The following is a 13,295-nucleotide window of genomic DNA, read 5'->3' as shown; positions in this document are numbered from 1 at the left end:
GCTACTTAGAGCTTTTTACCAGCATTACAGGCTTATCGACCAGGGAGGGTCATGAAATGAAATTAGCTCAATTAAATATTGCGCTTGCTAAATATCCTTTGGATGCACCAGAAATTAAAGATTTCGTAGACAATTTGGACTTAATTAATGGTATAGCTGAAGAAAGTGAAGGCTTTATTTGGCGTCTAAAAGACGACTCCGGTGATGCAACAAGCATTAAATTATTTGATGACCCGAACATGATTGTAAACATGTCTATTTGGGAAAGTACTGACTCACTTAAAAACTTTATGTTTCGTACCGGTCATAGAGATTTTATGCGCCGAAAAAGCGAATGGTTTCATCGTCTAGCGGAGGATAGCTATGTTCTGTGGTGGGTAGAAGACGGTTATATACCAACACCACAAGAAGCCTTGTTACGCCTTCAGCATTTGCGCGAAAACGGAGATACGCCATTTGCTTTCACATTTAAAACAAACTTTACAGAAGCAGATCTTGTGTAAAGTACACGTATGCCAAAGAATCGGCGTTCAAATTTACACTGACTATAAGGTTAATTGGTGTGAATCACTGTCAGTTCTACCGACTTACTCGGAAAGGCGGGCAAGTGAACGCATAAAATGCGTTCACTTGGTTTATCGTTAATAGGGTGTTCTATTTAGAAATAAAGTTCATTCGTGCTAAATTTACGGTACCATGCACAATTGACCAAATTGTAGTTATTCATGATTATACCAACTAAGACTCCCTCTCCCCTGCCCTCTGATGTATCTTGCTCTAACTGTAAGGCTTGTTGTTGCCGTCTCGAGGTTATGATTATTTCAGATACTGGCGTACCTGAAGAGTTTATTGCGCGTGACCAGTATGGAGGCGAAACAATGATGCGGCTAAATGATGGTTGGTGTGCAGCTTTAGACAGAGACACATTAATGTGTACGATTTACGAAAATAGGCCTTGGATTTGCCGCGAATTCGAAATGGGCTCCAATGAATGTTTAGATGAACGAGTTAAATTCTTGTAAAACCACTCAAATTTACACTGATGGCAATGCGGAGTATTTGTAGAAAGTGTGCAAAGGAAAAGTAAGGTGTTTAAATCTGAGTATCAACAAATTATGGATACAAAAAAAACCCACCGTTTGGTGGGCTTTTTCTAAAATTTGGTGGGTCCGGGCGAACTCGAATCGCCGACCCCTACCATGTCAAGGTAGTACTCTAACCAACTGAGCTACGGACCCAAATTTTGTGTTCCTAACCATTCAATTCAGAATGGTGCGTCCGAGTGGACTCGAACCACCGACCCCCGCCATGTCAAGGCGATACTCTAACCAGCTGAGCTACGGACGCATTTCTCTGGAACGACGAGGATATTAGCTATAAGCGAACGACGGTGCAAGCACAAATTTACCAACTTTGAACCGTTTGGCGAAAATGTAAACTCAACACGCGTTTTCAGATGATTTTATCGACAAGGACTGAGCCTGCAGGGTTTAAAAGTGTGATCTATATAACTTTTATTATCTCACTTAATTGTCGTAAGGCACTTCACTGAGCATCCAAATCTGTAAGGTTTGCGATACCTTAGGGCAAGTACCAAATAAAATCTGATATTTAGGTTTAAATGGTTCGCCGATATAGGTTGTACGGATCAACTCTCCTGTTTTGACATCCACTTGAGTGCTCACCCTGCCTTTGAAGTTTTGAAATATGACAAACTGCTCACTGTGGTAAACCATTTGCTCTCGGTAAAACAAGAAATGATCTTGGGGTGTCTCCGTTAACTCACACTCCAGTGGTTTCAAATTAGGTATCGCACTAACATTAGATGCGATGAACAACGCTGACAAAATCCATCCGTATCGCATATGGCTTCCCTATTCTGCACTCTTTTTCAAAGTATAGGTCTTGCCTTGGGGACTGATACAAAAAAGGCTTTGATCATCTCGAATCAAAGCCTAATCAGTTTTGCTGTTCAACTGTCGTCTTTAGTCGTCCGACTCAAACACCACATTGTAATTCTCGGTGTAAGTACAATTTGGTTGGCGGCTGCAAGTAAAGAAGCGTCGACCTTTGAATTCACCTTGGCTTGCGGTTTTAATGATCATCGGACTGCCGCATTTTTTGCAAAAGCGCACTTCTTTATCAGGCTCAATCAAATCTATATGTGCCGCAAGCAAACGACGTAATCGCCCAACTTGATAACTGTGCTTTATCGAAGCGCCGATTAAAGGTAGGTTTGCTGTCTTACAAACATGGATCAGTAACTTTTGTCTTTCTACCTTGCCCTTGCTTAACTCTTGCCCGTTATCCAATTCAACGATCACACGCGGCTCTAGCGTCCTAGGATCACAAATAACGTAATCAAAATAACTTCGAGATATGCGATTGTTCGCGACAAAAAACTGCTTCTTATTTTTGATTTCTTTTGGCGTAACCAAACTGGACATGTTTACTTTCGCGAATACTACGGCATGCTCCCCTACCGCCGCTCTTAACGCATTATAGAACGCACCCTCTTGACCTCTGAGCAGAGGACCTTTCGAGCGATAAGGATAATCACGCGTGTCGTCGTGCTTAATCACGTACTTTTGAATAACAAAGAAGAATAAAACCAGAAGAACAACAATGATAAAAATGTTGGTCATAAATAAAGTGCATCCAAAACAACTCGTTGCTCAAAGCGTAAATGGAAATGCTATGCAGAGCAACAAAACCTCGCAATTTTGAGGAGCCACTACGATAGCGTGATACAGAAAATTTGGCTCCCCAATAAAAACGAGCCAATCACACACTTGGATTGGCTCGTTTAAATTTTTGTTAATACATTATGATGCTAAGAATCAACTATTAGCGTCTGGCTGATTCTCTGGCATCGCATCAATAAAAGCAGGCAGTTGATTGCATGACTGCACAACCGCGTTAATGGTTGGATAAAGAGAAGTATCTACACCAAAGCGTTGTGCGTTATAAAATTGTGGTACCAGACAAATATCGACAATAGATGGCGAGCTTGTCAGGCTAAACTTACAATCACCATTTAGTTTACGATGCTTCTGAAGTTTCTCTTCTAATGCTGCAAAACCTTTGTGGATCCAGTGATGAATCCAAGCGACTTTGCGCTCTGGCTCGCAAGCTAACTCCCCCTCTAAATACTGTAGAACTCTTAAGTTATTCAGAGGATGAATCTCCATTGCAATATCCTGAGCCAAAGCCAGTGCTTGATATCGAAGTGGTGTTTGCTCGGGGATCACAGTGACATCCGGATAGTGTTCTTCTAAGTATTGAATGATGGCCAGTGACTGGGTTAACTGAACCTCCCCATCCACCAGCACAGGAATCAGTTCAGAAGCGTTTAACTCATGGTACTCGTCACTGTGTTGTTCACCACCATTGCGCACCAAGTGTACCGATTTTGAATCATACGATAACTCTTTAAGATTCAAACAAATACGCACACGATACGCCGCTGAAGACCGCCAATATCCGTACAAAACCATGCTATCGCTCATATCGTCTCCCAACTGGCGCTCTTAATGCTTGAGATATTGGCTAACTTGTTGGTCAATCGAACCAAAGATGTTGTTGCCATCCGCATCGAACATTTCCAGTTTGATTGAGTCGCCAAACGACATGAAGTTAGTCGACGGTTTACCATCACGAATGGTTTCAATCATACGAACTTCCGCGATACATGAATAGCCAACGCCACCCTCCTCAATCGAAGTGCCATGTTCGGTGCCTTGCTTATTAGATACCGTGCCAGAACCAATAATCGCCCCAGCAGATAGCGGGCGCGTTTTAGTCGCATGAACAATTAAGTCTGCAAAATCAAACGTCATATCGATACCCGCATTTGGGCGACCAAACGGCTTGTGGTTGTATGTCGAGACCAATGGTAAATGCACTTTGTTTTCGTACCACGCATCGCCTAGTTCGTCAGGTGTTACTGCCACAGGAGAAAACGCAGAGGAAGGTTTAGATTGGAAAAAACCAAACCCTTTAGCTAATTCTGCGGGAATTAGTCCACGCAGCGACACATCATTCACCAGCATGATCAAACGAATCGACTCCTGAGCCTCTGCAACACTTGCGCCCATCGGGACGTCACCAGTTACCACAGCAACTTCGCCTTCGAAATCAATACCCCATTCATCACTGGCAAACTCGATGTTGTCACAAGGACCAATAAAGGCATCAGAGCCTCCTTGGTACATCAACGGATCCGTCCAAAAACTTTCAGGCATTTCAGCGCCGCGAGCTTTTCGAACCAACTCAACGTGGTTTACGTAAGCACTGCCATCAGCCCACTGATAAGCGCGAGGAAGCGGCGACTCGCAGTAATGCGCTTCAAACTCTTCATACCCTGCGACCGTACCGTTGTTCAGTGCGACGTACAGCTCTTCCAGTTGCGGTGCTAGCGCATCCCAGTTATCAAGTGCCACCTGCATCGTCGCTGCCAAATTCATTGGGTGGAAAATTTCTGTCGCAGGTACGCAGCGCGTTAAGTCTTTGCTCACGACCATCAACAAACCGTCACGAGTGCCATTTTTCTTGGTTGCTAATTTCATCCTTGCCTCTTACTTCTCTTGCCAGCTATAGACGTATTCTTTGTTTTCTACTTTTTCCAGTTCATCCGAGAACTGAAGCGCGTGGCGCGTATCGATCATCACCGCGACTTCGTCGGTAAAAGTCTTCTTATGCTCTCGCCCTGCTTTGAAAGCTTTCGGGTGAGGACCATGTGTAAAACCTGCTGGATGGAATGTCACCATACCCGCTTCAATGTTGTCACGACTAAAGAAGTCACCTGCATGGTAGAACAAGACTTCGTCATAATCGTCATTGTTGTGATAGAACGGTACTTTGAGCGCTCCGGGATCACTTTCAATCGGACGAGGAACAAAGGTGCACACCACAAATCCTGCTCCTACAAATGTAGTATGTGCAGAAGGCGGTAAGTGGTAACGATGTGACATAAGTGGACGAATATCACGCCAGTTCACTTTTACTACCGCCAAATCACCATGCCAGCCAATCGCATCCAACGGGTTGAATGGGTAAGTGATAACACTGACTTTATCGTGGCGTTTCACCTGAACCTGTGTTTGATTCTCAGAATATTGATCACGGAACTGATCGTTGATCGACGGCGTTTCCAAAACCGCTGGATCAAACACCGCGTGGTTTCCAACCATGCCTTTTTCGGGCAATGTATAGGCCGCATCGGTGTTTTCGATCATCAAAATGAACATCGGCTCGCTTGGCTCTAAACGCCAGCTCGTTGAGCGCGGGATCATGACATAATCCCCTTCACTCACTTTCAAATGACCATAATCACAATACAGATCTGCCGTTCCTTGGTGGATGAACAGCAGTTCGTCGCCATCCGCGTTTCTCACCAAGAAGTCCATTTTTTCATCCATACGCCAGACACGAACTTTACAATTCGCGTTGTGTAATAGATGCGGGACTGCCCAAGGGGTAATATGGCTGGCTTTCTCGACTAGATTAAAATCGAACGCTCGTGGACGTAGCTCGCCCTCCCACTCAGACCATCCCGTTGGGGCATGTTGATGATGAAAATGTGTTGCGGGGCCAAAAAAACCACTTCGACCTGCCTCACGTTCATAAATTGCCTCTTCCGGGAAGTCAGCATGCGCTTGTTTAGAGCACACTCCCTCCCGGTGAGGGAATGTGATCCATTTATGCATCGCTCAATACTCCTCGGCGAATTTGGTCTTCTTCTATCGATTCAAACAACGCTTTGAAGTTACCCTCGCCAAAGCCTTCATTGCCTTTACGTTGGATGATTTCGAAGAACACAGGGCCGATAACGGTTTGAGTAAAGATTTGTAGCAAGATGCCATCTTTCGTTGGCGCACCATCAATAAGAATCTGCAAATCACGAAGCTTGCTTACATCTTCACCGTGGCCTTCAACACGCTGATCGACTTTCTCGTAATAAGTATCTGGCGTTGGCATAAAGTCCATGCCTCGCTCACGCAAGGTTTTGACCGTTTCGTAGATGTCGTCAGTGGTCAATGCGATGTGTTGAATACCTTCGCCATTGTATTCACGGATAAACTCTTCAATCTGTGATTTATCATCTGACGACTCATTGATAGGAATTCGGATTTTGCCGCAAGGTGCGGTCATCGCACGGCTGACAAGACCAGTCAGCTTACCTTCGATATCGAAATAACGAATTTCGCGGAAGTTACCAATGCGCTCATAGAAACCAGACCAGACATCCATGTTGCCTTGCTTAACGTTGTGCGTTAAGTGGTCGATTTCGTAAAGACCAACATTCGCTTTTGATAAACGCTCATCAGCATCATCATAAAAACGAAAATCGACATCATAAATACTCTGCTTTCCATAACGATCGACAAAATAAAGCAAGCTTTCACCGATGCCATAAATAGCAGGAATGCTTAGCTCCATCGGCCCAATTTCCGTTTTATATTCTTTACCGCCATTCTCTAACGCATGCGCCAGAGCAACGGTCGCGTCTTTCACTCGAAATGCCATGCCACAAACCGACGGACCGTGGACTTTGGCGAATCCCTCAGCTTGGCTATGCGGCTGCGCATTCACAATAAAGCTAATGTCACCTTGTCGATATAACCACGCTTCTTTTGAGCGATGCTTTGCAATTTCCGCAAAACCTAACGATATAAACAGATCTTTAAGCTGTTGAATGCCTTTGTTGTCAGCAGCGGTATATTCAACAAACTCAAATCCGTCTGTTCCTAGTGGGTTATATGCATCAACCATGACTTTCTCCTTGTCTCAGTAGCTTTTGTTTGGACTTATTTTTCTAACTTGGCGCAGGTCTTGAGAAATTGGAATACGTGGGGAGAAATCTTTACCTTGGCGATTTTTACGCACAATTGTAAAATATATGTTACACACAGTGGGCACATCGAACCCACTTTCGTAAACATCAAACAAACTACTTATTTTCAATATATTAGATTGATATTTTCGGCTTTACGCCAACACACAAAATGTAAACAAGTTGTTACCTTGGCATTTTATCTTGGCAACGTAGCTCAAAAAGTAAAAGGGGATGGAAAGTCTATTGCACCCTATCTCTATCCGATTTATTCATTTGATCCTGCAAAACATCAAAAGTAATGTTTCGTGACGCTTCATACAGTTCGAAAGACTCATCGGTCAGAATCGTGTCATGGATACCCCTTTATTGATTCACCTCAGTTTTATTCAAAAGTAACTGTGCCATAAGTGGTGCTCTGTTCCCTATCGAGCCCTAGCCACAGTGCTTCACGCTCGAACAGAAAAAGAGACATCTAATGACACACATCAATCAAGAACGCCTAGTTGAACACTTTTGCCAACTAGTACGTATCGACAGCGAATCAAAAAACGAAAAACAAATTGCAGAAACACTGGCAGAACAGCTAGGCGAGCTAGGCTTTACCGTGCACAAGCTTCCAGTGCCTGAGCACATTTCTAACGGTTTTAACGTGTACGCCCGTTTAGACGGCAAAAAAGACGGCTCTATCCTAATGAGCTGTCATATGGATACGGTCACTCCAGGTATTGGCATTGAGCCAATCATCGAAGACGGCATTATCCGTTCAAAAGGCAATACGATTCTTGGTGGCGATGATAAATCTGGTATTGCTGCCATTATGGAAGCCGTTCGTTGTATTCAAGCGGAAAACCGTGAGCACAAAACGTTAGAACTTGCTTTCACCGTGTATGAAGAAGGCGGTTTATTCGGTTCACAATACTTCGATATGTCACACGTCACTTCAACGGAAGCAATCGTGTTAGATACGGGTGGTCCTATTGGCACTATTGTGACCGCAGCCCCAGGCCAGCAAAAAATCGTGGCAACAATCAAAGGTCGACCAGCACATGCAGGGCTTGCGCCAGAAGAAGGCATCAGTGCGATCATGGTGGCGGCAAATGCCATCAACCAAATGAAGCTGCTTCGCATCGACGAAGAAACGACAGCCAACATCGGTGTAGTGAATGGCGGTCAGGCCACAAACATTGTCATGCCTGAATTAAAAATCGTGGCAGAAGCACGCTCCCTGAATGGCAATAAACTAGATGCTCAGGTCAATCATATGATCTCAACATTAGAGTCTGTCTGTGAAAAACACGGTGCAGAAGTCGACATTGAATCTAGCCGAGCCTACGATGCATTTGTTATTGAAGAAAACCACCCACACGTTAGCGCTATAAAAGCGGCGTTTGCAGAGTTGGGAATTGAGGCTTTCACAAAAGGCACTGGCGGCGGTAGCGATGCTAACAACTTTAACAAGAAAGGTCTCACAACGGTCAATCTTTCAACTGGCATGGCAAAAGTACACACGACAGAAGAGTTTATCGCGGTAAGTGATATGGTCAAAATCACTGAGTTCGTAAAACATTTCCTAGTCAGTTAACGTCGTACCCTTTGAAGAACAGACGAACTACCCTCCCCTTTTAGCGCGCGCTTGAAGGGGATTTTTTATTTGCGCGAAACAAAGCCTACCCCGTAATGCGGACTTAGTGCCGGCTCCATATCAATCCCCCAGCTCACTTTTTGAGACCAAATAGCCCAACATTTGGCACCCTGTTACAACATTGTTAAAACTCGATTGTGTGGACAATTTATACAATATACATTTCTAGCATCTTTCAGGATGAAAAGAGTGAGACAAGGATGAAATTACCTAAGTTGCTTTTGTTAGCGTCGATGATGAGTCCAATACTGGCAACATCAAGCTATGCCGCGCCGTATCCCGCAGGTGTGACCCTCGATGAGACACAAGAAATTACGCTAAACAATGGGGCTGAAGTTACTTCTATTGACCCAGCCAAGCAAGCCGCAGAGCCCGCTTTTAATCTCGGTCGAGACCTGTTTGAAGGTCTGGTCATTCAAGATAAGCAAGGTAAAACCATTCCTGGTGTTGCTGAGTCTTGGTCAGTCAATGACAACAATACGGTTTATACCTTCCACTTACGTGATGCAAAATGGTCAAATGGCGAAACGGTCACTGCGCAAGATTTTGTCTACAGCTGGCAACGCTTACTGAATCCGAGCACTGCTTCACCGTACGCTTGGTTTGCCGCCATTCCAAATATCGAAAACTCGCAAGCCATTATGAAGGGCGAATCCGATCCTGAGTCCTTGGGCGTGAAGGCGCTGGATGAAAAAACGTTCCAGGTAACACTCGAAGAGCCGATTCCCTTCTTTACGAAACTATTAAGTCATCCCGTGCTTGCACCCGTTCATAAAGCGACCGTAGAAAAACATGGCAACCGCTGGACCCAGCCTGAGCATATCGTTACAAATGGTGCGTTTACTGTCTCTGAATGGAAAGTTAACGAAAAAATGGTGATGGTTAAAAACCCACATTACTGGGACGCAAGCAATGTAGTGCTGGAAAAAGTCACCTGGCTACCAATTGGTGATGCAAACGTAGTGCTAAACCGCTACCTAGCCGGTGAGATAGACCAAGCGGTTTCAATTCCTGCCGCTCAGAAGAAAAAGTTAATTCAACAACGCCCACAAGAAGTGGCAAGCACCAGTGCGTCTCTTGGCTCCACATTCTATTACCTCAACACTCAACAAGGACCAACAAAAGACGTGCGGGTCCGTAAAGCCCTCTCATATGCCATTGACCGTCAACTGTTAACGAGTGCTATCTTGAGAAACGGTGGGGTTCCAATGTATACCCTTGTGCCACCTCAAACAGATGGTTTTAAATCTCACACTCCTGAGTTCGCAACTTGGAACCGTCATAAACGTATCGAAAAAGCGCAGCAATTACTGTCAGAAGCTGGATACGATAAAAGCAATCCGCTTAAGTTGACGTTTACCGTACCAACTTTCTCGATGGACGTAAAAATGGCAACGACCATGGCAGGTATGTGGAAAAGCCGTTTGGGTGCGCAAGTCACAATAAAACAGCTAGAACCGAAAGTGTTCTACGCACTTAAAGAGCCGACCGACATTACTCGCGGCGGCTGGACGGCCGACTACAATGAAGCCTCTACATGGTTAGATATCTTTGTTTCTAATGGCGAGTACAACGACTCTCGTTACAACAACCCGCAATACGACGAGTTAATGGCTCGATCAAAGACCATGAGCAATCCATCAGAACTGTATCTACAAGCAGAAAGCATGCTGATTGAAGACATGGCCATTATTCCTATTTATCGTCCGGGTAACGATCAATACCTCATCAAGCCTTACGTGGGCGGCTACGAACTGACAAACCCTGAGTCGTCGTACTACCGCAAGAATGTCTATGTAAAAGCCCACTAAAAGCATGTTTTCGGTCTGAGTCGGCAAGTTCAATGTTTACTTGTCGTTCCTCATATCTCTCGGTGGAGAAGGCAACCTGAGCTCAGACCATTTTTTATTCATAACCGTTCGAAGTGATTTCGGATGACCAAAGGATGATGGATCATGATTTGGTACATTGTTAAGCGATTAGCTATCGCTATCCCCACGCTTCTATTCATCGCACTCGTATCATTTTGGCTGATGCACATTGCACCAGGGGGGCCATTTGATATGGAACGGCCTATGCCAGAAGTGGTACGTGCGAATATCGAAGCAAAATTCCATTTGGACCAGCCCTTCCTTACTCAGTTTTGGATTTACATTGGTAATTTCATACAAGGAGATCTCGGTCCGAGCTTCGTTTATCAAGACTTCAGTGTTACACAGCTCGTCGCACAATCATGGCCAGTTTCAGCAGTATTAGGCGTACTCTCCTTTTGTATTTCCGTTCCACTTGGCATGTTGCTTGGCACCATTGCGGCATTGAACCGAAATAGCCGCCTAGATTACGGCCTGATGACACTTTCGATGACTGGAGTTGTGGTTCCGGCTTTCGTGCTTGCTCCAGTTTTAGTCATGATCTTCGCTATTCAGCTCGGCTGGTTCCCTGCTGGTGGTTGGGAAGGAGGAAAGCTGGCTTTTCTTGTTCTTCCCGTGCTCAGCCTGGCGATTGGCTCCATTGCGAGTATTGCACGCGTCATGCGTGGCGCAATGATTGAAACGCTCAACCAACCATACATTCGAACGGCAAAAGCCAAAGGTTTGTCCACAACCTACATTTTATTCCATCACGCTTTGCGACCATCCTTGATTCCCGTCGTTGCGATGCTCGGCCCTGCGTTTGTGTCTGTCGTGACAGGCTCGGTGATTATCGACATTTTCTTTGGTACAGGTGGCATGGGACAACACTTTGTGTCTGGAGCTCTCAACCGCGACTACGGCCTAGTAATGGGCATTACTCTGATTGTCGCTTCACTCACTATCTTCTTTAACCTTGTGGTCGACTTGCTATATACGATTATCGACCCTCGTATACGCGTTTAGGAGTCCGGCATGTTAACGATCAAAAAACTGGATACACAAGCTCTTCAAGATCAAGTCGTCGACAATATTGAAGCCGTCGAAGGTCGCAGTCTTTGGCAGGATGCATGGACTCGATTTCGTAAAAACAGAGCCGCGATGACATCAGTGTATGTTTTGGCGTTCATTACCTTATGCATCACTTTCGGCCCCTCTCTTGCCGCTTTTGGCCATGATGAAATTGACTGGGAAGTGCTCATCGATCCATACGAGCTAGGAAAACCTTCACTGAGCAGTGGTCATTACTTTGGTACCGATGATCTCGGGCAAGATGTCTTTGCTCGCACGATGCAAGGCGGCAGGCTCTCTATTTTGGTAGGTTTTGTTGGCGCCTTAGTCGCCGTTGTTATTGGTACGATTTGGGGAAGTATTTCCGGCTATCTTGGCGGCGTTGTCGATAGCGTAATGATGCGCATTATTGAGGTGCTCGATTCGGTGCCATTTATGTTTATGGTTATCCTGTTTGTTACCCTTTTTGGCAACAACATCTACCTGATTTTTATCGTGATCGGAATGGTATCTTGGCTGGGCATTGCCCGTGTTGTACGTGGTGTCACCTTCGGTCTCAAAAAGCGAGAATTCATCGAAGCCGCACACTCTATTGGGGTTTCTAAATTGACAATTGTCCGACGCCATGTTCTGCCTAATGTGCTTGGTATCGTGATGGTTTATTCCTCCCTAATGGTGCCTGGATTCATTATGTTCGAATCGTTTTTAAGCTTCTTAGGGCTTGGTGTTCAACCACCGGATACAAGCTGGGGGATCCTGATTTCCGAAGGCGCAAAAACGATTGACGTTGCATTGTGGATGCTGCTTTTTCCCTCTCTGTTTTTAGTTGCCACCCTCTTTTGTTTTAACTTCATCGGTGATGGCTTGCGTGATGCTCTTGACCCGAAAGACCGATAAGGACAAACCCATGCTATCTATTGAAAACATGAACGTGCGCTTCGATACGCCAGATGGGCAAGTGCAAGCGGTCAGTAATCTCTCCTACTCGATTAAAGCAGGCGAAACTCTTGGAATTGTTGGAGAGTCAGGTTCGGGAAAAAGCCAGTCTGTCTTCGCGTTAATGGGGTTAACCGCGGATAACGGCGCTGTGTCTGGCAGCGCGATGTTCCACGATGATGATTTACTCGCGATGTCGAAAAAACAGATCAACCGCATCCGAGCAGAGAAAATCGGAATGATCTTTCAAGATCCGATGACGTCACTCAACCCATTTATGAAAATTGGCAAACAGCTTTGTGAAGTTCTTATGATTCATAAAGGAATGACCCGAAAACAAGCAAAAATTGAATCGATTCACATGTTAGATGCGGTGCGTATTCCCTCTCCCGAAACTCGGATGAACCAATACCCTCACGAATTATCTGGCGGAATGCGTCAGCGAATCATGATAGCGATGGCCTTGTTGTGTAAGCCCGAGTTGTTAATTGCAGACGAACCAACCACCGCGTTAGATGTAACCGTTCAGGCTCAAATTTTGACGCTATTACGAGACTTGCAACAAGAGTTCAATACGGCAATTTTACTGATCACTCACGATATGGGCGTCGTCGCCGAGATGTGTGATCGCGTATTGGTCATGTATGGTGGTCAAAGAATGGAGCAATCAGATACCGAGACATTGTTCGCTCAACCTGCTCACCCCTATACTCAAGGCCTGCTAAAGGCGATTCCTTCTATCACTGAAGATATGCCACGTTTACCGACCATCCCAGGTAACCCACCAAGTGCGTTGATTAACCATCAAGAGTGTCCGTTTAGAGAGCGGTGCGAGCATCGAGAGACGCGTTGCCAATACGAAACCCCACGGTTTTCTCCATTAAACACGAGCCAGTCCATTGCCTGTCACGTTAACGCACCCAGTGTTATCACTCCTATTCAAATAAAAGCTTAAGGA

General features: G+C 45.2%; 13 protein-coding genes and 2 tRNA genes. 7 read left to right on the top strand and 8 right to left on the bottom strand.

Annotation, left to right across the window (positions count from 1 at the left end; all coding sequences use genetic code 11):
- The first annotated feature begins 56 nt into the window (after window positions 1-56).
- Window positions 57-503 (top strand): DUF3291 domain-containing protein, encoded by a 447-nt coding sequence (locus tag ACZ5ZC_RS14605; RefSeq protein ID WP_005393454.1) that lies wholly within the window; start codon window positions 57-59, stop codon window positions 501-503.
- 222 nt (window positions 504-725) lie between these two features.
- A complete protein-coding gene (locus ACZ5ZC_RS14600; RefSeq protein WP_074191235.1) occupies window positions 726-1,022 on the top strand; it encodes a YkgJ family cysteine cluster protein in 297 nt (98 codons plus the stop codon).
- Between the two features lie 139 nt (window positions 1,023-1,161).
- Here the strand turns inward: ACZ5ZC_RS14600 and ACZ5ZC_RS14595 are convergent.
- The 8 genes from ACZ5ZC_RS14595 to hppD all read right to left on the bottom strand — a co-directional run bounded on the left by ACZ5ZC_RS14595 (window position 1,162) and on the right by hppD (window position 6,774).
- Window positions 1,162-1,238: transfer RNA gene (locus tag ACZ5ZC_RS14595), tRNA-Val, on the bottom strand.
- Window positions 1,239-1,270: 32 nt separating this feature from the next.
- Window positions 1,271-1,347, bottom strand: a tRNA-Val gene (locus ACZ5ZC_RS14590).
- 179 nt (window positions 1,348-1,526) lie between these two features.
- Window positions 1,527-1,865 carry a hypothetical protein gene (locus tag ACZ5ZC_RS14585; RefSeq protein ID WP_005377830.1) on the bottom strand — a complete coding sequence of 113 codons (339 nt, stop codon included), beginning with the start codon at window positions 1,863-1,865 and terminating at the stop codon, window positions 1,527-1,529.
- 120 nt (window positions 1,866-1,985) lie between these two features.
- Window positions 1,986-2,645, bottom strand: coding sequence for a DUF2726 domain-containing protein (locus ACZ5ZC_RS14580; protein WP_046874874.1), 660 nt, complete (start codon window positions 2,643-2,645; stop codon window positions 1,986-1,988).
- Window positions 2,646-2,840: 195 nt separating this feature from the next.
- Complete coding sequence (gene maiA, locus ACZ5ZC_RS14575) at window positions 2,841-3,509, bottom strand: maleylacetoacetate isomerase (RefSeq protein WP_065646798.1); 669 nt, start codon at window positions 3,507-3,509, stop codon at window positions 2,841-2,843.
- Window positions 3,510-3,530: 21 nt separating this feature from the next.
- A complete protein-coding gene (locus ACZ5ZC_RS14570) occupies window positions 3,531-4,568 on the bottom strand; it encodes a fumarylacetoacetate hydrolase family protein (RefSeq protein ID WP_170902090.1) in 1,038 nt (345 codons plus the stop codon).
- 9 nt (window positions 4,569-4,577) lie between these two features.
- On the bottom strand, window positions 4,578-5,708 hold the full coding sequence (locus ACZ5ZC_RS14565) for a homogentisate 1,2-dioxygenase (protein ID WP_031780345.1): 1,131 nt from the start codon (window positions 5,706-5,708) through the stop codon (window positions 4,578-4,580).
- Window positions 5,701-6,774 (bottom strand): 4-hydroxyphenylpyruvate dioxygenase, encoded by a 1,074-nt coding sequence (gene hppD / locus ACZ5ZC_RS14560; RefSeq protein WP_005377835.1) that lies wholly within the window; start codon window positions 6,772-6,774, stop codon window positions 5,701-5,703. Before hppD ends, ACZ5ZC_RS14565 begins: the two co-directional genes overlap by 8 nt.
- A gap of 539 nt (window positions 6,775-7,313) precedes the next feature.
- Here hppD and ACZ5ZC_RS14555 point away from each other — a divergent pair.
- The 5 genes from ACZ5ZC_RS14555 to ACZ5ZC_RS14535 all read left to right on the top strand — a co-directional run bounded on the left by ACZ5ZC_RS14555 (window position 7,314) and on the right by ACZ5ZC_RS14535 (window position 13,292).
- Window positions 7,314-8,420 (top strand): M20/M25/M40 family metallo-hydrolase, encoded by a 1,107-nt coding sequence (locus tag ACZ5ZC_RS14555; RefSeq protein WP_464932026.1) that lies wholly within the window; start codon window positions 7,314-7,316, stop codon window positions 8,418-8,420.
- 260 nt (window positions 8,421-8,680) lie between these two features.
- The gene (locus tag ACZ5ZC_RS14550) at window positions 8,681-10,291 is read left to right on the top strand and encodes a peptide ABC transporter substrate-binding protein (protein ID WP_464932025.1); all 1,611 of its coding nucleotides are present in this window, start codon (window positions 8,681-8,683) and stop codon (window positions 10,289-10,291) included.
- Between the two features lie 144 nt (window positions 10,292-10,435).
- On the top strand, window positions 10,436-11,356 hold the full coding sequence (gene oppB, locus ACZ5ZC_RS14545; RefSeq protein ID WP_005377838.1) for an oligopeptide ABC transporter permease OppB: 921 nt from the start codon (window positions 10,436-10,438) through the stop codon (window positions 11,354-11,356).
- A gap of 9 nt (window positions 11,357-11,365) precedes the next feature.
- Window positions 11,366-12,298: an ABC transporter permease subunit gene (locus ACZ5ZC_RS14540; RefSeq protein WP_005377839.1), complete on the top strand. Its 933-nt coding sequence runs from the start codon at window positions 11,366-11,368 to the stop codon at window positions 12,296-12,298.
- 10 nt (window positions 12,299-12,308) lie between these two features.
- Complete coding sequence (locus ACZ5ZC_RS14535; RefSeq protein WP_464932024.1) at window positions 12,309-13,292, top strand: ABC transporter ATP-binding protein; 984 nt, start codon at window positions 12,309-12,311, stop codon at window positions 13,290-13,292.
- Window positions 13,293-13,295: the final 3 nt, after the last annotated feature.

It is taken from the genome of Vibrio sp. JCM 18905 (assembly GCF_055393305.1).
The sequence above is the reverse complement of the archived record's forward strand: the minus strand, read 5'-3'. Positions and strand labels throughout refer to the sequence as shown.

Excerpts from the sequence above, each read along its gene's own strand:
- ACZ5ZC_RS14605 (WP_005393454.1), top strand. The coding sequence starts at position 57 with ATGAAATTAGCTCAATTAAATATTGCGCTTGCTAAATATCCTTTGGAT.
- ACZ5ZC_RS14600 (WP_074191235.1), top strand. The coding sequence starts at position 726 with ATGATTATACCAACTAAGACTCCCTCTCCCCTGCCCTCTGATGTATCT.
- ACZ5ZC_RS14585 (WP_005377830.1), bottom strand. The coding sequence starts at position 1,865 with ATGCGATACGGATGGATTTTGTCAGCGTTGTTCATCGCATCTAATGTT.
- ACZ5ZC_RS14580 (WP_046874874.1), bottom strand. The coding sequence starts at position 2,645 with ATGACCAACATTTTTATCATTGTTGTTCTTCTGGTTTTATTCTTCTTT.
- maiA (WP_065646798.1), bottom strand. The coding sequence starts at position 3,509 with ATGAGCGATAGCATGGTTTTGTACGGATATTGGCGGTCTTCAGCGGCG.
- ACZ5ZC_RS14570 (WP_170902090.1), bottom strand. The coding sequence starts at position 4,568 with ATGAAATTAGCAACCAAGAAAAATGGCACTCGTGACGGTTTGTTGATG.
- ACZ5ZC_RS14565 (WP_031780345.1), bottom strand. The coding sequence starts at position 5,708 with ATGCATAAATGGATCACATTCCCTCACCGGGAGGGAGTGTGCTCTAAA.
- hppD (WP_005377835.1), bottom strand. The coding sequence starts at position 6,774 with ATGGTTGATGCATATAACCCACTAGGAACAGACGGATTTGAGTTTGTT.
- ACZ5ZC_RS14555 (WP_464932026.1), top strand. The coding sequence starts at position 7,314 with ATGACACACATCAATCAAGAACGCCTAGTTGAACACTTTTGCCAACTA.
- ACZ5ZC_RS14550 (WP_464932025.1), top strand. The coding sequence starts at position 8,681 with ATGAAATTACCTAAGTTGCTTTTGTTAGCGTCGATGATGAGTCCAATA.
- oppB (WP_005377838.1), top strand. The coding sequence starts at position 10,436 with ATGATTTGGTACATTGTTAAGCGATTAGCTATCGCTATCCCCACGCTT.
- ACZ5ZC_RS14540 (WP_005377839.1), top strand. The coding sequence starts at position 11,366 with ATGTTAACGATCAAAAAACTGGATACACAAGCTCTTCAAGATCAAGTC.
- ACZ5ZC_RS14535 (WP_464932024.1), top strand. The coding sequence starts at position 12,309 with ATGCTATCTATTGAAAACATGAACGTGCGCTTCGATACGCCAGATGGG.